The 15,870-nt window shown below is 62.6% G+C and carries 18 protein-coding genes, 1 tRNA gene and 3 pseudogenes; 9 read left to right on the forward strand and 13 right to left on the reverse strand.

The genetic code is table 11. The features are described 5' to 3' along the window. Window positions 1–43 precede the first annotated feature (43 nt). Window positions 44–958, forward strand: coding sequence for a LysR family transcriptional regulator (locus ACHMW6_RS01505; protein ID WP_395404961.1), 915 nt, complete (start codon window positions 44–46; stop codon window positions 956–958). A 12-nt stretch (window positions 959–970) separates the two neighbouring features. Here the strand turns inward: ACHMW6_RS01505 and infA are convergent, their stop codons facing one another. Then, window positions 971–1,231, reverse strand: a complete 261-nt coding sequence (gene infA / locus ACHMW6_RS01510; RefSeq protein WP_395404963.1) for a translation initiation factor IF-1 — start codon at window positions 1,229–1,231, stop codon at window positions 971–973. Between the two features lie 332 nt (window positions 1,232–1,563). On the opposite strand from infA, the gene ACHMW6_RS01515 reads away from it, so the two are divergent. After that, window positions 1,564–1,764 carry a hypothetical protein gene (locus ACHMW6_RS01515; RefSeq protein ID WP_395404965.1) on the forward strand — a complete coding sequence of 67 codons (201 nt, stop codon included), beginning with the start codon at window positions 1,564–1,566 and terminating at the stop codon, window positions 1,762–1,764. Between the two features lie 15 nt (window positions 1,765–1,779). Here ACHMW6_RS01515 and ACHMW6_RS01520 read toward each other — a convergent pair whose 3' ends face one another. Further along, window positions 1,780–1,923: a hypothetical protein gene (locus tag ACHMW6_RS01520; protein WP_395404966.1), complete on the reverse strand. Its 144-nt coding sequence runs from the start codon at window positions 1,921–1,923 to the stop codon at window positions 1,780–1,782. Window positions 1,924–2,048: 125 nt separating this feature from the next. On the opposite strand from ACHMW6_RS01520, the gene ACHMW6_RS01525 reads away from it, so the two are divergent. Continuing rightward, window positions 2,049–2,122 (forward strand) — tRNA-Gly (locus ACHMW6_RS01525). Between the two features lie 14 nt (window positions 2,123–2,136). Here the strand turns inward: ACHMW6_RS01525 and ACHMW6_RS01530 are convergent. The 5 genes and pseudogenes from ACHMW6_RS01530 to ACHMW6_RS01550 form a co-directional block, all read right to left on the reverse strand. Then, the gene (locus ACHMW6_RS01530) at window positions 2,137–3,141 is read right to left on the reverse strand and encodes an AraC family transcriptional regulator (RefSeq protein ID WP_395404968.1); all 1,005 of its coding nucleotides are present in this window, start codon (window positions 3,139–3,141) and stop codon (window positions 2,137–2,139) included. 39 nt (window positions 3,142–3,180) lie between these two features. Continuing rightward, window positions 3,181–3,669 (reverse strand): anthranilate 1,2-dioxygenase small subunit, encoded by a 489-nt coding sequence (gene antB, locus ACHMW6_RS01535; protein ID WP_395404970.1) that lies wholly within the window; start codon window positions 3,667–3,669, stop codon window positions 3,181–3,183. A gap of 3 nt (window positions 3,670–3,672) precedes the next feature. Continuing rightward, a pseudogene (antA, locus tag ACHMW6_RS01540) lies at window positions 3,673–5,056 on the reverse strand (anthranilate 1,2-dioxygenase large subunit). A gap of 181 nt (window positions 5,057–5,237) precedes the next feature. Then, window positions 5,238–5,471, reverse strand: coding sequence for a hypothetical protein (locus tag ACHMW6_RS01545; RefSeq protein WP_395404972.1), 234 nt, complete (start codon window positions 5,469–5,471; stop codon window positions 5,238–5,240). Window positions 5,472–5,642: 171 nt separating this feature from the next. Continuing rightward, on the reverse strand, window positions 5,643–6,149 hold the full coding sequence (locus ACHMW6_RS01550) for a hypothetical protein (RefSeq protein WP_395404974.1): 507 nt from the start codon (window positions 6,147–6,149) through the stop codon (window positions 5,643–5,645). Window positions 6,150–6,285: 136 nt separating this feature from the next. Between ACHMW6_RS01550 and trmB the strand changes: the two are divergent. After that, window positions 6,286–6,967 (forward strand): annotated as a pseudogene (gene trmB / locus ACHMW6_RS01555) (tRNA (guanosine(46)-N7)-methyltransferase TrmB). On the opposite strand, the gene ACHMW6_RS01560 reads toward trmB, so the two are convergent. After that, window positions 6,931–7,836, reverse strand: a complete 906-nt coding sequence (locus tag ACHMW6_RS01560) for a DMT family transporter (protein ID WP_395404976.1) — start codon at window positions 7,834–7,836, stop codon at window positions 6,931–6,933. The pseudogene trmB and the gene ACHMW6_RS01560 overlap by 37 nt on opposite strands. A gap of 151 nt (window positions 7,837–7,987) precedes the next feature. Here ACHMW6_RS01560 and ACHMW6_RS01565 point away from each other — a divergent pair, with 151 nt between their 5' ends. Beyond that, on the forward strand, window positions 7,988–8,890 hold the full coding sequence (locus ACHMW6_RS01565; protein WP_395404978.1) for a helix-turn-helix domain-containing protein: 903 nt from the start codon (window positions 7,988–7,990) through the stop codon (window positions 8,888–8,890). Here ACHMW6_RS01565 and recQ read toward each other — a convergent pair. The 3 genes and pseudogenes from recQ to ACHMW6_RS01580 form a co-directional block, all read right to left on the reverse strand. Then, window positions 8,891–10,711: pseudogene (gene recQ / locus ACHMW6_RS01570) on the reverse strand (DNA helicase RecQ). It abuts the gene before it with no gap. 9 nt (window positions 10,712–10,720) lie between these two features. Continuing rightward, window positions 10,721–11,554, reverse strand: coding sequence for an undecaprenyl-diphosphate phosphatase (locus ACHMW6_RS01575; RefSeq protein ID WP_395404980.1), 834 nt, complete (start codon window positions 11,552–11,554; stop codon window positions 10,721–10,723). 131 nt (window positions 11,555–11,685) lie between these two features. Beyond that, complete coding sequence (locus tag ACHMW6_RS01580; protein WP_395404982.1) at window positions 11,686–11,949, reverse strand: YkgJ family cysteine cluster protein; 264 nt, start codon at window positions 11,947–11,949, stop codon at window positions 11,686–11,688. 103 nt (window positions 11,950–12,052) lie between these two features. On the opposite strand from ACHMW6_RS01580, the gene ACHMW6_RS01585 reads away from it, so the two are divergent. After that, window positions 12,053–12,445 carry a hypothetical protein gene (locus ACHMW6_RS01585; protein ID WP_395404984.1) on the forward strand — a complete coding sequence of 131 codons (393 nt, stop codon included), beginning with the start codon at window positions 12,053–12,055 and terminating at the stop codon, window positions 12,443–12,445. On the opposite strand, the gene ACHMW6_RS01590 is transcribed toward ACHMW6_RS01585, so the two are convergent. Together ACHMW6_RS01590 and ACHMW6_RS01595 are read right to left on the reverse strand one after the other, a co-directional pair. Continuing rightward, window positions 12,440–13,570 carry an MFS transporter gene (locus ACHMW6_RS01590; RefSeq protein ID WP_395404986.1) on the reverse strand — a complete coding sequence of 377 codons (1,131 nt, stop codon included), beginning with the start codon at window positions 13,568–13,570 and terminating at the stop codon, window positions 12,440–12,442. The two genes, ACHMW6_RS01585 and ACHMW6_RS01590, sit on opposite strands and share 6 nt — an antisense overlap. Before the next feature lie 67 nt (window positions 13,571–13,637). After that, the gene (locus ACHMW6_RS01595) at window positions 13,638–13,943 is read right to left on the reverse strand and encodes a hypothetical protein (RefSeq protein ID WP_395404988.1); all 306 of its coding nucleotides are present in this window, start codon (window positions 13,941–13,943) and stop codon (window positions 13,638–13,640) included. A 104-nt stretch (window positions 13,944–14,047) separates the two neighbouring features. Between ACHMW6_RS01595 and ACHMW6_RS01600 the strand changes: the two genes are divergently transcribed. From ACHMW6_RS01600 to ACHMW6_RS01610, 3 genes are all read left to right on the forward strand, one after another. Next, the gene (locus ACHMW6_RS01600) at window positions 14,048–14,689 is read left to right on the forward strand and encodes a TetR/AcrR family transcriptional regulator (protein WP_395404990.1); all 642 of its coding nucleotides are present in this window, start codon (window positions 14,048–14,050) and stop codon (window positions 14,687–14,689) included. A 150-nt stretch (window positions 14,690–14,839) separates the two neighbouring features. Beyond that, window positions 14,840–15,493: a protein-L-isoaspartate O-methyltransferase gene (locus tag ACHMW6_RS01605; protein ID WP_395404992.1), complete on the forward strand. Its 654-nt coding sequence runs from the start codon at window positions 14,840–14,842 to the stop codon at window positions 15,491–15,493. Between the two features lie 9 nt (window positions 15,494–15,502). Next, window positions 15,503–15,826 carry a rhodanese-like domain-containing protein gene (locus tag ACHMW6_RS01610; protein WP_395404994.1) on the forward strand — a complete coding sequence of 108 codons (324 nt, stop codon included), beginning with the start codon at window positions 15,503–15,505 and terminating at the stop codon, window positions 15,824–15,826. Window positions 15,827–15,870: the final 44 nt, after the last annotated feature.

The raw sequence follows: 15,870 nt of genomic DNA on the forward strand, positions 1-15,870 counted from the left end.
GTTGGTATGATTCAATACCTGATAGGTATGGAGGGGAGTTTCCGTGGAGCTACGTCATCTGCGCTATTTTGTGGCCGTTGCCGAAGAGAAAAATTTCACGCGCGCGGCCAAGCGCCTGTTCATTGCGCAGCCGCCCCTGAGCCGGCAAATCCAGCAGCTGGAGGAGGAGCTTGGGGTGGACTTGATCGAGAAAGGCTCGCGTCCTCTGAAGCTGACGGAGGCCGGTGAATTCTTCCAGGCTCACGCCAGCGAGCTGCTGGAAAAGGTGGGGGCGCTGAAGACGATGACGCAGCGTGTGGGAAAAGTGGAGCGGACCCTGTCGATCGGCTTTGTCGCTTCCACCCTATACGGCCTGCTGCCCGAAATCGTGCGCCGCTTCCGCACCCGCTACACGCATGTGCAGGTGAGCTTCCACGAGATGACCACGATGGAGCAGATCAAGGCCCTGAAGGAGGGCCGCATTGACGTCGGCTTCGGGCGCGTGAAGGCGGAAGACGCCAGCGTGCGCCGCATCGTGCTGCGCGAGGAGCGCCTGATTGTGGCGCTGCCGATCGGCCACGCGCTGAGCGACTCCGACGAGCCCATACGGCTGCTGGACCTGCAGAACGATGTGCTGCTGGTGTATCCGAAAGCGCCCCGTCCCAGTTTCGCCGACCAGGTCCTGGAGGTGTTCCGGGCGCACGGCATTCAGCCGCGCAATGTGCTGGAAGTGCGCGAACTGCAGATCGCTCTCGGACTGGTGGCGGCCGGCGAAGGCGTGTCCGTGGTGCCCGAGAGCGTGCAGGGCATGAAGCGCAAGGACGTGTTCTACCGCACCCTGGCCGACCGCCAGGCCATTTCCCCCGTGATGTTCAGCGTGCGCAATCTGGACAAGTCAGAAGAACTAGTCAACATGCTGGCGGTGATCTATGAGATTTACGATGAGGTCGGAATACCTCACGTGAAAGAGAGCTTATAAATCGCCTGGCGCTTACCGCCGGCGATGCGGTGGTGCGCCACCGGTGCTGCGCTTTTCAAGGTGCCGGAACACGATGCGCCCTTTGCTCAGGTCATATGGGGAGAGTTCGAGCGTCACTTTGTCGCCGGCGAGGATGCGGATGAAGTTCTTTTTCATCCGGCCGGCTGTGTAGGCGATCAGCTTGTGGCCATTGTCCAGATCAACACGAAAGCGCTGGTCCGGCAGGATCTCGACGACCTGGCCGTTCATTTCAATCAATTCTTCTTTTGCCACGGGATTTCCTTTGCGATTGCAGAGTGGGGAGGGGCGAAAAAAAAGCCCGCAGTGCGGGCTTCATTTCAATGTAATGCCAATGCTTCAATCGCTGCTCCGGCCCGTGCTATCTGCGCGGTGCGGGAGGGGCCAGCCAGTGCTATCTGCAAGGTGCCAACCCATGACCAATGTATGTGGTGCTACAAGGTGGAGCACTCGAGAACTCCACCGCTGAACGCAGTGTAACACAGTTTTTTGTGCGGCGCACAAAAAATATACCGCGTACGGAAAATAAGCCCGGATCAACAAAGTGGTACTGTGTCAGTACGCAAGCAATTCAAGTGAGGCGCCCAATGACCAGCACTTCCAACAGGCGAACGCAGAGCACGAAAACCGCTGCGATCGACCACGCGATTAACCTTAAGGGCAGCCATGGATCATCCTTTGCCATACGCTACCTGCGCAACCAGCGTGTTCACGAGGACACGATTCAACGCATCATGTTCGGGGCCTGGTGCGATCACCGTGTTCCGCATTATCTGACGCGCCCGTGACGCGCGCCGGTTCCATCAATGCAGCACCGGCTCCAGCCGCTCTTGCCATCTGAGTGACGCCTGATCCGGCAACAGAAAGGTGCCGCTGGCGCCGTCTGCCTCTGAAATCAGCCAGTACGCGATGGCGATTCGCGCGGCGTCTTCGACTTTTGCCGGCAACCCCTGCCCCTTGAGCCAATCGTCATCCGCGAAGGAAAGCAGGAAGCTCCGAAAGCGTCCCGCTTGATTGAAACGGCTTTGCGATCTTGTCAACGGCACAGAAAAGCCGCATAGAATGCGCCTACGCGGGTGTAGTTCAATGGTAGAACGGCAGCTTCCCAAGCTTCATACGAGGGTTCGATTCCCTTCACCCGCTCCATATTCCCCATTCTGCTAGCGGCGCGTGAAGCGCTGCAGGGTTTGCGAGGGCGCTTCGCCGAACAGCTTTTTGTAGTCGCTGGAAAAGCGGCCGAGGTGGGTGAAGCCCCAGCGCATGGCGATCGCCGAAATATTGAGTTCCGCGCGGTCGGCCAGCAGGTCGCGCCGCACAGCTTCCAGACGGTATTGCTTCAGGTAGGCCATCGGCGCCTGGCCGAAGTGGCGCTTGAATCCCTCGTACAGCTTGACCCTCGAAACGCTGGCCACTTGCTCGATGTCTTCCAGACGGAGGTCGTCCGCAGCGTGGTCGTGGATGAACTGGCGTGCTTTCAGCAGGTAGTGCGGGCAGCTGGGCGCCATCATTGCAGCCAGCTCTTCCGAGTAGTTATGGGGCTGGGACAGCAGCAGCCCCTTCAGCAGCGCGTGTTCCAGGTCGCTCGCCATGTACAGGTGGCTGAACAGCTTGCCCGTGCGTTCCATCTCGCTCAGCAGGTATTTGACCATGCGCCACCAGGCGGCCTGGTCGCCGTTCATCGCGTCCATGCCGGGCTGGAAGCTGAGGGGAGCGTCCAGTGGACGCTGCAGCAGGCTTTCCAGCACCTTGCGCAGCGCCGGGCGCGGAATCGCGACCAGGATCTTGCGGCAATTGCCGGCGATGGTAAGCGCCTGCCTTTCATGCGGCGACAGCACCAGTCCCATGCCGGGATCGGAAACCAGCAGCACGTTCGACTTGGCCAGTTCCTGCTCGCCGACCAGCGGCAGGCTGACGCTATAGCAGTTAAGCGGATTGCCTTCCTGGATCTGCACAGTGACGTCAGTGCCGTACTCGACATAGCCAAGCGTGGTGGCCATTGCCCGCAGCACATTGCCCGAATGCTGGAAGTGCAGGCGCTGCGGCCGGGACACTTCCAGTTCGTGCGGACCGCAAATGCCGGCCATCCAGTCGCGCGCCCCGTCCAGGTCGTTGCGCAGCGCCTGGATACCCAGGTAGTCGACATCGCTTGGCTTGCTCTCGTTCATTGGCCATCCTCCGCTTGATTCAAGCATAGCCGACCTGTCTTACAGATGATAGAAGTCGAGCACCGAGTTGATCTTGTCGTTCAGGAGCAGCACGTGCTTGCGCGTGATACGCCAGTTGCCGCCGTCCCAGCGCAGGTGATAGGTGGCGCGGCCGAAGAAGTGCTCGGCGCTGCCCAGACGGCTGTAGAAAGTGGCCCAGTTGGCCTTCACCTCCAGCTGGCCGTCAGCCTGCTCGGCGATGCGCACATTGCTGATCTGGTGCATGGTGCGCGGCAGCGGCGTAGACGCGGCCGACTTGCCGGTGCGCAGGCGAAACACGCGGTCTTCCAGGCCGGTGCGGTTGTCGTAGTAGATCAACGACATGCCGCGCCGTGGGTCCGTGGTGTACTCATGTTCCGAATCCCATTGGGGAACGTGGAACTCGCATTGCTCGTCGAAGAGGGCGAGATAGGCATCCCAGTCCTGCGCGTCGCACAGCTCGGACTTGCGATAGAGAAACTGTTCAATGGATTGCTGCAGCTGGTTCATGGTTCAGATCTCCTCGGCCGTTTTTTGCTGCAGCCCCTTGAGCAGGCTGTCGCGCCAGGCGCCGTGCTGGTTGACGTACAGGCCTTCGTGGGTCAGTTCGGTGCCCGTCAGGACTGGCCGGATGCCGAGCAGCTTGCTGTTCGGCGTGGCGCCTTCCAGCCATTTGTGGTGGCCGCGCGAGATATCGTTCCAGCGCTCCAGGCGGGCCTGGAAACCGCGCTGGGCTTCGCGGAATTCCACCAGGTCATCCGGCGTGCCCATGCCGGACACATTGAAGAAGTCTTCGAACTGGCGGATGCGGCTGACGCGGTCCTGGTCCGATTCGCCCTTGACGCCGATGCATTGGCTGATGATTTCGGTCTTGTTCCATGCCACGGGACGCACGATGCGCAGCTGCGAACTGATCTGGTCCATGAAGAACATGCTGGGATAGATGTTCAGGTTGCGCAGGCGGTGCATCATCCATTCGGCCTTGTTCTGCCCGTGTTCTTCGACCAGGCGCGGCATCACCGTGGCGTAACCGGGGCGCACGGCTGGATTGGGCATATCGCTGAACAGCACGCTGTGGCCATTCCTGAACGAGAACCAGCCATCGTCGGTTTCGCTATCTCCGGCGCCGAGCTTGCTGTAGTCGAGGGTGCCGCTGCCTGCGTCACCCTTTTGCGCGTTGACGGTCTGGCGTTGCCGCACGGTGGCGACGTAGTTGTAGTGCACCGTGCTGACGTGATAGCCGTCCAGGCCGTTTTCGTTCTGCAGCTTCCAGTTGCCCTCGTAGGTGTAGGTGGATTTGCCCGGCAGGACTTCCAGTTCGCCTGTTGGCGACTGGGCGACCACCATGTCGAAGAAGGCCCGGGCGTCGCCCAGGTATTCTTCCAGCGTATCGCTGCCTTCGACATCCAGGCTGATGAAGACGAAGCCCTTGTAGCTGGCGATGCGCGCCTTCTTCAGGCCGCGCTTGTTCTTGTCGAAATCCTCGCAGTATTTCGTCCGGCGCCTTCACCTTGAGCAGGCGGCCGTCATTCTTGTAGCACCAGGCGTGGAAGGGACAGGTGAAGGCGGCCTGGTTGCCCTTGCTCATGCGGGTCAGCGTCGCGCCACGGTGCTGGCAGGCGTTGACCATCGCATTCAGCGCGCCGGTGGCATCGCGCGAGATGATCATCGGCTGGCGACCCGCGCGCATGGTGATGAAATCGTTCGGCTTGGGAATCTCGCTCTCATGGCAGGCGTAGATCCAGTTCTTTTCGAAGATGAATTCCATCTCCATGTCGAACAGTTCCGGTTCGGTGAACATCTCGCGGGCAATCCGGTATACGCCCTCGGTGGGGCGGAAATCCAGGCAGCCGCTGATGAAATCCTGCCATTGCGCTGGGGTCTTTGCAGTGCTCATGCTTTATCTCCTCCTGCCGTGTGCCGGCTTTGTCGTGTTCAAAGACAGCTTCATTAAATACCGGCGGAGGAAGAGGTGCTATCCGACAACTTGGCGATCACTATCCGTTTTTTCCTGGCGTCTGGACGCAAAAAAGCGGATAGCTCGCTGGCAGCGAGATTTCGAGGGGGTGGAACTGGGGTCAGAGCAGCGTTCGGCGTGCTGGATTGTGGGCCTGGGAGGCGGAGTTCAGGACTTCGAGCTGGCCGGATTTGAAGGTTTGCTGGTGGACGCCGTCGCGGTCATGCCATCGGCACAGGCAGTCTTCGTCCTCCGCGGCGCCGCTGGCGCCAGGCGTAGTCCTCACCACCAGCATCTTGCGGTGCCAACCGATAGGCCGGACGGCGTCGCCGGCCTTTGCACGTTCCCGTTCCATAGCGGCCTCCTGACTTGCATACCGCAATGATACGCCTGTGTTCGGGTGATTTTTAGCTGTTGTGATAAAGCGTGATTATTACGCTACGAGAGTTGCTGTCGGGTAAAAAACCAGAGGCGTAACCCAGGTGTCTGCCACGATGTGGCAGACACCAGCTTTAGGCCGAGGGTTTTAATGAGGGTCCACGTCCAGGCTGACGGAGTAGGACAGCCGCCTGCCCTCATACATACCGCCGCCGCGCACCACGCCATCGCAGGACGTCAATTTGCCGGACAGGTCCAGCCGCTCCAGGCGTTCGCGGAAGGCGATGGCATCCTTCGGCGCCAGGTAGCCGACCATGCGGCCGCTGAGGAAGACAGCGACGGCCTTGTCTTCATAGGGATTGTGATCGTCCGGCAGCAGCAGGGCGGGGTGGATGGCGTTGGCGCTGGTGTCGCCATGCTCGCCGGCCAGTTCGCGGATGGTGTCCTGGTAGCGCGACTCGCCCAGCACTTCGAGCTGGAAGCGGCCTTCGTCCGACCAGCGGTGCACCGGTTCGCCCTCCGGCAGCGGCGTGTAGGAGCCGCCGGCCGGTTTGCCCTTCGGCTGCCACTCCTGGGCCTTGGGCCTGGTCTTGAGCAGGAGCACCAGGCAGACCAGGGCGAGGACGATGATGATCAGGTTGAGGGCGAGGGCCATTGGACGGACGTGCGAAGGTTCGAAAGACCGCTATTATCGCAGGCCGGACACGATAGGGCCGAATGTTATAATGCGCGTTTTTTCAGCAAGTCCTGTTATGTCCTCCGAAATTCCTGAAAAGGGCCCGGCGCGGTCCATGCTCTACGATCCGACTGAACGCCGCATCCGCAGCTTCGTGACCCGCGCGGGCCGGCTGTCCACGGCGCAGGAGCGCGCCCTGAACGAGCTCGGACCGAAGTACATGATCGACTATGCGAAAGCGCCGCTGGACTTCGAACAGGCCTTCGGCCGCAAGGCGCCCGTGATCCTGGAGATTGGTTTCGGCATGGGCGGCACCACCGCCCACATTGCGAAGCTGATGCCCGAGAAGGACTTCATCGGCGTGGAAGTGCACACGCCCGGCGTGGGCAGCCTGCTCAAGCTGATCGGCGACGAAGAACTGAGCAACCTGCGTGTAATTCAGCACGACGCGGTGGAAGTACTGCGCGACATGATCCCGGCTGCGTCCCTGGCCGGCGTGCACATCTACTTCCCCGACCCGTGGCACAAGGCGCGCCACAACAAGCGCCGCCTGATCCAGCCGGCGTTCGTGAAAACGCTGTGCGAGCACATCGCCCCCCGGCGGCTACATCCACCTCGCGACCGACTGGGAAGAGTACGCCGTGCAGATGCTGGAAGTGCTGAGCGCCGAACCGGCCCTGCGCAACACGGCGGAAGGCTACGCACCGCAGCCCTCCTACCGTCCGCTGACGAAGTTCGAGAACCGCGGCATCAAGCTCGGTCACGGCGTCTGGGACCTGGTCTTCGAGAAGAAGTAAGCTCGCGCTGGCAGGAAGGCCAGCAGATTCCCGCACACCACCAGCAGCAGTCCGCCCAGGGCTGCTGCATTCCAGCGATACCCCTCAAAGAAGGTCGATACCGTCAGCGCCACGACGGGGAACAGCACCGTGCAATATGCCGCGCGGTCCGGACCAATGCGCCCCACCAGCAGCAGGTAAGCCGTGAAGCCGATCACCGAGCCGGGAATGCCGAGGTAGAGCAGCCCGATCACATAGCGCGGGCTGGGATCGAAATTGAAGGGCATGCCCAGCGCCAGTGCGCCCACCGTGAGGATCGCTGCGCCAATCAGCATGGCCCAGGTATTGGTCAGCAGCGGCGTCAGGCCCAGCTCCTGCATGCGGCTGGAGAGCAGGTTGCCGGTCGAGAAGCACAGCGTGCCCAGGACGGCCAGGCCCAGTCCCAGCAGCATGCCATTGTCGTTCCAGTGCCCTGCCATCTGCGGCAGGAAGAGCATGGCGATGCCGCACAGGCCCAGCGCCGCGCCCCCCATCACTTGCGGACGGATGGGACGCGCCATGAAAATGCGGCCGTTGATGGCGTTCCAGATCGGTGCAGTGGAAAACACGACCGCCACCAGTCCGCTCGGCACCCACTTGGCGGCATAGTAGAAGCACAGGAAGTTCAGGCAGAACAGGGCGAAGCCCTGCGCCAGCAGATAGCGCCATGCGGCGCGCGGCGGCCAGACTGGCTTGCGCAGCGCGAGCAGGATGAGCATCAGGATTGTGGTCGCGATCCAGAAACGGTAGGCGATGGAAACCGGCGCGGCCACGACGCCGAGCTGGAATTTAATGGCGATCCAGGTGGTACCCCAGATCAGGACGGTGAGGAAGTAGAGTAGGGTATTCATGCGGCCAGCATGACGCGCGCCGCGGGGCGGCAGTTGTCCAGGATTGCGCAATTGGAGGCCGATTGTCTGATCTTGCGCTTTTTGCTGCCGCCGCGGCTGGCGGCGGGCCGGCGGCCGGGCGAGGGCGCAGACTGCGTGCTAGACTTTTCGCATGGACCCCGAAATCACCCTCACGCCGCCGCCGGACGCCATGTCGCACGCGGTGTTCCGCACCATGGCCAAAGCCGACGCAAAGCTGGAGCGCTTCGCCTGGCTGGGCGACGGCCTTGCTGCGGCTATCTGGCGGCGCGAAGTGGACATGGCCGAGACCACGTATGAGCAGCCGGGCCACCACACGCTGTCCTGCTATCTGGTAGGCGGCTATGGCGTGCACCGCGACGATGCGCCGGGCAGCTATGGCGCGCCGCAGCGCCTGTGCGCCCTGCCGGACTGGCACGAGTCGCGCTGGACGGTGCGCGGCGGTCTGCGCATGATGCATCTTTATTTCATGCCCGAGCACTTCACGCGCCGCGCCGTGGTGGAGCTGGACCGCGAACCGCGCGAGCTCACGCTGCAGGACCGCACCTATTTCGAGAATCCGCGCCTGGTGCAGCTGTGCGCCGACCTGCTGAACCAGCCTTGGAGTGATCCCGACCAGCTGCTGCGCGCCAACGAGATCGCGCACGAATCGATCAGCGAACTGCTGCGCTCCCAGCATATGGTCAAGCCGGGACTGCGCTTGCGCGGCGGACTGGCGCCGCTGGTGCGCCGCCGCCTGTACGATTACATCGAGGCCCACCTCGAGCGGAACATCACCCTCGGCACCCTGGCGCAGCTGGCTTGCCTGTCCGAATTCCACCTGGCGCGCATGTTCCGCGTTTCGTTTGGCATGCCGCCTTCCGCCTGGATCGCCGCGCGCCGGCTGGAACGTGCCCGCGTGCTGCTGAAAGGCGAGCTGCCGCTGCAGCAGGTGGCCTACGCCTGCGGCTACGCAGACCTCAGCCACTTCAGCCACCGCTTCCGCGACGCCACTGGCGTCCCGCCGGGACGCTACCGTCAGATTGTCGGGGGATGATTACTGCAGGCCGGCGATGAGGCGCACGATTTCGTCGCCGTAAGAGGCGAGCTTCTTTCGCCCACGCCCGAGACGCCGCGCAGGTCGTCCAGCGAGGTTGGCCTGGCCTTGGCGATTTCGCGCAGCGTGGCGTCGACGAAGATCACGTAGGCCGGCACATTGTGTTCGCGCGCGGCGCCCATGCGCCAGGAGCGCAGGCGGTCGAAAATGGCCTGTTCGTCGGCGTTCAGGTCTGTCTCCACATAGCCTTTCGGCGCCGCGCTGCGTTTCTGCTTGACGGGCTTCTGGTACTGCCGCAGCTGCACTTTCTGCTCGCCCTTCAGCACGGGACGGGCGGCGTCAGTCAGCTTCAGCGAAGCGAAGTTTTCATGGTCCACCGTAACCAGTCCAAGCGCAATCGCCTGGCGCAGGATGGCGCGCCATTCCTGTTCGCTGCGGTCGGCGCCGATGCCGAACACGGACAGCGAATTGTGGTGCCAGGTGCCGATGCGTTCCGAATCCACGCCGCGCAGCACGTCGATCACATGGCCGGCGGCGAAGCGCTGGTCCACGCGGTAGATAGCGGACAGCAGCTTCTGCACCGGCACTGTGCCGTCGAAGGACACCGGCGGTATCAGGCAGGTATCGCAATTGCCCGCAGGGCGCGCCCGGCTCGCCGAAATACTCGAGCAGGCGCACGCGGCGACAGCTTAGCGTCTCGCACAGGCCCAGCATCGCATCGAGCTTGGCGCCCAGCACGCGCTTGAAGTTTTCGTCCGCTTCCGATTCGTCAATCATGCGGCGCTGCAGCACCACGTCCTGCAGGCCGTAGGCCATCCAGGCGCTGGCGGGCAGGCCATCGCGGCCGGCGCGGCCGGTCTCCTGGTAGTAGCCTTCGATGGACTTGGGCAGGTCCAGGTGGCAGACGAAGCGCACATCCGGCTTGTCGATGCCCATGCCGAAGGCGATGGTGGCGACCATGACGATATTGTCCTCGCGCAGGAAGCGGGCCTGGTTGCCGGCGCGCTTCGCGTGCTCCATGCCGGCGTGATAGGCCAGGGCGCGGATGCCATGCTCATTCAGGAAGTCGGCCGTCTCCTCCACCTTCTTGCGCGACAGGCAGTAGACGATGCCCGAGTCGCCGCCATGCTCGGTGGTGATGAAGTCCAGCAGCTGCTTGCGGCCGTTGGATTTCTCCACGATTTGGTAGCGGATGTTCGGCCGGTCGAAGGACGATACGAATTGCGCCGCTTCCTCCAGCTGCAGGCGATGCACGATCTCGGCGCGCGTCTGCTGGTCGGCGGTGGCCGTCAGCGCGATGCGCGGAATGTTCGGGAAGTGCTCGTGCAGCACCGAGAGGCGGATGTATTCGGGACGGAAGTCGTGGCCCCATTGCGAAACGCAGTGCGCCTCGTCGATCGCGAACAGGGCGATCTGGGAATCCTGCAGCAGGTCGAAGCAGCGCTGCGTCAGCAGGCGCTCGGGCGCCACGTAGAGCAGGTCGATCTGGTTGGTGCGCACCAGGCGTTCGATGCGCGCCGCTTCTTCATAGGTCTGCGTGGAGTTCAGGAAGGCGGCTTTCACGCCGACTTCGGCCAGCGCGTCCACCTGGTCCTGCATCAGCGCGATCAGCGGCGAGATGACGACGCCAACGCCATCGCGCAGCATGGCGGGGATCTGGTAGCACAGGGACTTGCCGCCGCCCGTGGGCATCAGCACCAGCGCGTCGCCCCCACTGGCCACCTGCTCAACAATCTGCGCCTGCTGGCCGCGGAAGGCCGGGTAGCCAAATACGGTCTGGAGCAGGTGGAGGGCGTTTGAGCTGGTGTCCTGTGATGTCATTGAAAACTCTTAATCGACCCAGGCCACGGTGCCGGTGAGCCAGGTGGCGATGATGACGAGGCCGAAGGCGATGCGGTACCAGGCGAAGGCGGAGAAGTCATGCGAGCTGATATAGCGCAGCAGCCAGCGCACGCACAGGAAGGCGGACACGAAGGCCGTGATGCCGCCCACGCCGAACAGCGGCAGGTCGGCCATCGACAGCAGGGCGCGTTCCTTGTACAGCGAGTAGAAGGTGGCGGCCAGCAGGGTCGGCACGGCCAGGAAGAAGGAGAATTCGGTGGCAGCCTTGCGCGACAGGCCAAACAGCATGCCGCCGATGATGGTGGCGCCGGAGCGGCTGGTGCCGGGGATCAGGGCGAAGGCCTGGGCGGCGCCGACTTTCAGCGCGTCGATCGGGGTCATGTCGTCCACCGAGTGGATGCGCACGGCGACCGGATTGTTCTTGGCGCGTTTTTCCACCCACAGGATGATCAGGCCGCCGACGATGAAGGCCGCGGCCACCGGAACCGGCGAGAACAGCACGGCCTTGATCATCTTGTTGAACAGCAGGCCGAGGATGGCGGCCGGCATGAAGGCGATCACCAGGTTCATCACGAAGCGGCGCGCGCGTTCGCTGTTGAACATGCCCGTCAGTACTTCGATGAATTTGCGGTGGTATTCCCAGATCACGGCGATCATCGCGCCGCCCTGGATGGCGATCTCGAACACTTTGATCTTTTCACCCGTGAAATCCAGCAGGCTGCCGGCCAGGATCAGGTGGCCAGTGGAGGAAATCGGCAGGAACTCGGTAAATCCTTCTACCAGACCCATGATCAGAGCCTTGAAAGCGAGAATGATGTCCATTGTGGTTTTGGTAAGTGTTCGGTGGGGAAACGCGGCGGGACTACGCGGGCACGAAGCTTACCACGAGCCGACCCTGCCGAGGCACTCGACAGCAGATTAGCGCGGATCGGCGCCGTGCTTTTTGCGCTGGCTCAGGGCGCCGTCGCCTCCTCCAGCTGGGTCAGCCAGACCATCGCCTGCTCGCGCGATTCGCCGCACATTTCCGCGGACGGCTGCAAGCCGGCGCAGAACGCCGGCCGGTCGGGCTGCCCAAAAATTAGGCAGCGGTTGTCCGCCCCCAGCTGCACGCAGCGCACGCCAGCCGGCTTGCCGTTCGGCATGCCAGGGATAGGCGAGGTGATCGACGGCGCCGTGCAGCAGGCGCCGCATTCTGGGCGGCAGGTTGCGGTTTTCATGGGGCCGATAGAAGTATACCGCGCCGCGCTTGACTCCCCTCAAAAGCGCGGAACCTGCGCGGCCTATCATGGTCCAATTGCTACGACCGACAAGGAAGTAGAGATGACCATGCCGCTTCAGTTCGACAAAGCCGCCTACCTCAAGATCCTGCGCGACGCCGGCGTCCCGCCCGATCTCGCCGAAGCGCACGCCGAAGCCATCGAGTCCGGCCTCGCCCAGCCTGTCGTGCTCCCCGCCGACCTGGCGGTGCTGAAAGCCGAAATGCTCGCCCGGATGGACGAGCTCAAGAAGGACATGCTTGACCGGATGGACGAGCTCAGGGCCGACATGCTGGCCAGGATGGACGAGCTCAAGGCGCACCTCATCGAGAGGATGGACGAAAAATTCGCCAAGGTGGATGCCAAGTTAGCGCGGCTCAACGTCCTGGTCACCGTTTCGCTGGTCATGAGCGCGATCTCGATCGCGCTGAACTGCGTGATCCTGGCGCGGCTATGAGCGGTGCGGCGAGGCGGTCCAGCGGGCGCTGGCGGCGATGAGGAGCATGAAGCCGCCGAGGCAGGCGAAGGCGAAGTCGAGGCTCATGGCGTGGGCCACGAAGCCGATCATCGCCGGGCCGGACAAAATCCCGGCGTAGCCTATGGTCGTAATCGCCCCAATCGCCAGGCTGGGCGGCATGGCCTTCTGGTTGCCGGCCGCCGTGAACAGCACCGGTACGATATTCGAAGCCCCCAGGCCGATCAGGACAAAGCCAAGCAAGGCCACGGAAGCGGAAGGCGCCAGCACGGCGGCAAAGAACCCGATGGCCGAGCACAGCCCGCCCAGCAGCATCACACGCTTGCCGCCCAAGCGGCGCACCACGCGGTCGCCCGTCAGGCGCCCTGCGGTCATGGCGATAGCGAAGGCGGCATAGGCCAGGCCGCCGCGCCCCGCGTCCATGCCGCGCTCGACGGTGAGCAGCACGGCGCTCCAGTCCAGGATGGCGCCCTCCGCCAGGAAGCACAGGAAGCACAGCGCGCCGATGAAGATCACGGCGCCATGCGGCACGGCAAAGTGGGAACCGCCGCCGGCTTCGGGCTCGCGCAGCAGGTGCGGACTGGCCAGCCACAATGACAGCGCTACCAGCGCGGAGATAACGATACTCGACCCGGCCGGCGACAGGCCCATCCACAGCATGGCCGCCATCAGCCCGGCCCCAATGAAGCCGCCCACGCTGAACAGACCATGGAAGCCGGACATTAGCGACTCGCCGCTCTCGCGCTCCACCACCACCGCCTGCACGTTCATCGCCACGTCCAGGGTGCCAAGTGTGGACCCGAACAGGAACAGGCAAGCGCCTAGGAGGAAAGGCGTCGGAGCGAGCGCCAGGCCAGGCAGGATCAAGCAGGACAAGGCTCCGGAAACCAGCACCACCGGCCGGCAGCCGAAGCGCGCCGACAGCATGCCCGTCATCGGCATGGCCACCATCGATCCAGCGCCCAGGCAAAGCAGCAGCAGGCCGAGGTCGGCTTCATCCAGGCCGAGGCGTAGTTTGGCAAAGGGCACCAGCGGCGCCCAGGCGGACATGGCAAGGCCGGCCGCGAGAAAGGCCAGCCGTGTGGAATAGCGGTGTGCGGTGTTCATAAGGGCATGACGATACCGGCACCCGCTACCGGGCGCAAGCGCGTCCTGCCTCCGCCACCGCGGCTGCCTAGTGCAGCACGCGTTTCGCCCTGCTGCCGAACGCCTTCAGCAACTCGGCGCAGCTGACATGGATCAGTCCCAGGTGGGCATCCCTCATCACCCAAGGCGTTTCCCTGTCGCCATCGCGCCGCGCCACCTCGCGCTGGACGAGCTCGGTGAGCCGCTCTTCCAGCAATTTACGGTAGTAGGGCGAATTCTGGCTGCCGGCATGGATCTGGGCATATAAGTCAGCCCCTTCCCACAATTCAGCGATGCGCTGATCCCCCAGCCCGGACGTGACCGCCAGGACTTGCAGTGAATGTTTATTGTCCATTTTTATTTTCTCTCCCGTCTGATCAGTATTGTCCAATCTTGACGGCATTCAAGTTGTTATCTACTATTAATGACCAATAAGTAAGTTACCCATCCACTGTTTTTATGCAATCCCCGAATGAAACCAAGCCCCGCTGGGAGCGCCGCAAGGATGCGCGACCGCAGGAGTTGCTTGCGGCCGCCCTCGAATTGTTCACGGACCGTGGCTTTGCCGCCACGCGCCTGGAGGATGTCGCCCGTGCCGCCGGCGTCTCCAAGGGCACTCTCTACCTGTATTTCGAAAACAAGCAGGAATTGTTCAAGGCCGTCGTGCGCGACAACATCGTGCAAGTGATCGGCGAAGCGGAAGAGGAACTGGCCGCCGCCGAAGATATTTCCAGCGAAGACTTGCTGCGCGCTATGCTGGAAAAGTGGTGGAACCACTCCAGCGACCGCCGCGCGGCGGGCCTGACGCGGCTGATGATGGCCGAATCCGGCAATTTCCCCGAGCTTGCGGCGTTTTACGAGGAAGAAGTCAATGTCCGGGGCGGCGCCCTCATCACGAAAGTGCTGGAGCGCGGCATCGCGCGCGGCGAGTTCTACCCGGTCGACCCCTACGTCATGATGCAGGTGATCACCGCGCCGATCATGATGCTGATGATGTGGTCTCACAAGTTTTTCCCCTGCGATCAGCAGGAGATCGACCCAAAGGCCTATATGGAAACCTTCCTCGGGCTGGTAAAACGGGGACTGGCGCCTCAAAAATAGGCATTGGCCAGCGTTTTTGACGCATTCAATCCCCGAAAACTGCAGACTGTCGCAATTTCCCGCTATCCGTTGTCATTATCGTTAATATGCCCACCTGACCAGTTCAACGATAAAATGACGGATTATTTATCCCTCACCGAGTCATAAAAGATGAATATCGAACAAGCCCGTTTCAATATGATCGAACAGCAGATCCGTCCCTGGGATGTGCTGGATGCGGACATTCTCGATCTCTTGCTGGTCGTAAAACGCGAAAACTTCGTGCCGGAAGCCTACAAGAACCTGGCTTTTGTCGACACGATGATCCCACTGCCGGATGGCGAGTCCATGCTGACCCCGAAGCTGGAAGCGCGCATCGCACAGGATATCCAGACCAAGAAGCATGAAAACGTGCTGCTGGTCGGCGCCGGCACCGGCTACCTGGCCGCCCTGCTGTCGCACCGCGCCCGCCACGTGACCGCCGTGGAAATTTCGCCGGCAATGAAGGCGATGGCCGAGAAAAACCTGGCCGCCAACGGCATCAGCAATGTGTCCGTGGAACTGGGTAATGCGTCCCAGGGCTGGACCAACGGCGCGCCGTTCGACGCGATCGTCGTCTCCGGTTCGCTGCCGGTGCTGCCGGAGTCCCTGCTGCAGAACGTGAAGGTTGGCGGCCGCATCCTGGCCATCATCGGCGAATCGCCGGTGATGTCGGCCCACCTGATCACCCGTACGGGCGAGCACGGCTACGACACGAAGAAGCTGTTCGAAACCGACGTGAAAGCGCTCAGCGGCGCTGCCACGCCTTCGCATTTCACGTTCTAAGAGCGAACCATGCAGCACTTAACCGCTCCGGAACTGGCTGACTGGCTGGCCGATGAGGCCCGCGCCAAGCCGTTCTTGCTGGACGTGCGCGAGAACTGGGAGTTCGAGACCTGCCATATCGCAGGCTCGACCCTGATGCCGATGCAGACCATTCCGGCCCGCATCGACGATCTCGATGAGGATGCCCAGATCGTCTGCATCTGCCACCACGGTGCGCGCAGCCTGCAGGTGGCGGCTTTCCTCGAACACCACGGCTTCGGCAAGGTGAGCAATCTGACAGGCGGGATTCACGCCTGGGCGGTCCAGGTGGACCCCGCCATGCCGAAGTATTAGGCCGAAAATTTTTTAATTTTTTGACGACTCCAACGGAGATGCAA

The organism is Pseudoduganella sp. UC29_106 (assembly GCF_044055365.1).
Lineage (GTDB): Bacteria > Pseudomonadota > Gammaproteobacteria > Burkholderiales > Burkholderiaceae_D > Rugamonas.

What these genes read in the sequence shown, in the direction of transcription:
- ACHMW6_RS01515 (WP_395404965.1), top strand. Translation starts at nt 1,564, where the DNA reads ATGACCAGCACTTCCAACAGGCGAACGCAGAGCACGAAAACCGCTGCG.
- ACHMW6_RS01530 (WP_395404968.1), bottom strand. Translation starts at nt 3,141, where the DNA reads ATGAACGAGAGCAAGCCAAGCGATGTCGACTACCTGGGTATCCAGGCG.
- antB (WP_395404970.1), bottom strand. Translation starts at nt 3,669, where the DNA reads ATGAACCAGCTGCAGCAATCCATTGAACAGTTTCTCTATCGCAAGTCC.
- ACHMW6_RS01545 (WP_395404972.1), bottom strand. Translation starts at nt 5,471, where the DNA reads ATGGAACGGGAACGTGCAAAGGCCGGCGACGCCGTCCGGCCTATCGGT.
- ACHMW6_RS01550 (WP_395404974.1), bottom strand. Translation starts at nt 6,149, where the DNA reads ATGGCCCTCGCCCTCAACCTGATCATCATCGTCCTCGCCCTGGTCTGC.
- ACHMW6_RS01560 (WP_395404976.1), bottom strand. Translation starts at nt 7,836, where the DNA reads ATGAATACCCTACTCTACTTCCTCACCGTCCTGATCTGGGGTACCACC.
- ACHMW6_RS01565 (WP_395404978.1), top strand. Translation starts at nt 7,988, where the DNA reads ATGGACCCCGAAATCACCCTCACGCCGCCGCCGGACGCCATGTCGCAC.
- ACHMW6_RS01575 (WP_395404980.1), bottom strand. Translation starts at nt 11,554, where the DNA reads ATGGACATCATTCTCGCTTTCAAGGCTCTGATCATGGGTCTGGTAGAA.
- ACHMW6_RS01580 (WP_395404982.1), bottom strand. Translation starts at nt 11,949, where the DNA reads ATGAAAACCGCAACCTGCCGCCCAGAATGCGGCGCCTGCTGCACGGCG.
- ACHMW6_RS01585 (WP_395404984.1), top strand. Translation starts at nt 12,053, where the DNA reads ATGACCATGCCGCTTCAGTTCGACAAAGCCGCCTACCTCAAGATCCTG.
- ACHMW6_RS01590 (WP_395404986.1), bottom strand. Translation starts at nt 13,570, where the DNA reads ATGAACACCGCACACCGCTATTCCACACGGCTGGCCTTTCTCGCGGCC.
- ACHMW6_RS01595 (WP_395404988.1), bottom strand. Translation starts at nt 13,943, where the DNA reads ATGGACAATAAACATTCACTGCAAGTCCTGGCGGTCACGTCCGGGCTG.
- ACHMW6_RS01600 (WP_395404990.1), top strand. Translation starts at nt 14,048, where the DNA reads ATGCAATCCCCGAATGAAACCAAGCCCCGCTGGGAGCGCCGCAAGGAT.
- ACHMW6_RS01605 (WP_395404992.1), top strand. Translation starts at nt 14,840, where the DNA reads ATGAATATCGAACAAGCCCGTTTCAATATGATCGAACAGCAGATCCGT.
- ACHMW6_RS01610 (WP_395404994.1), top strand. Translation starts at nt 15,503, where the DNA reads ATGCAGCACTTAACCGCTCCGGAACTGGCTGACTGGCTGGCCGATGAG.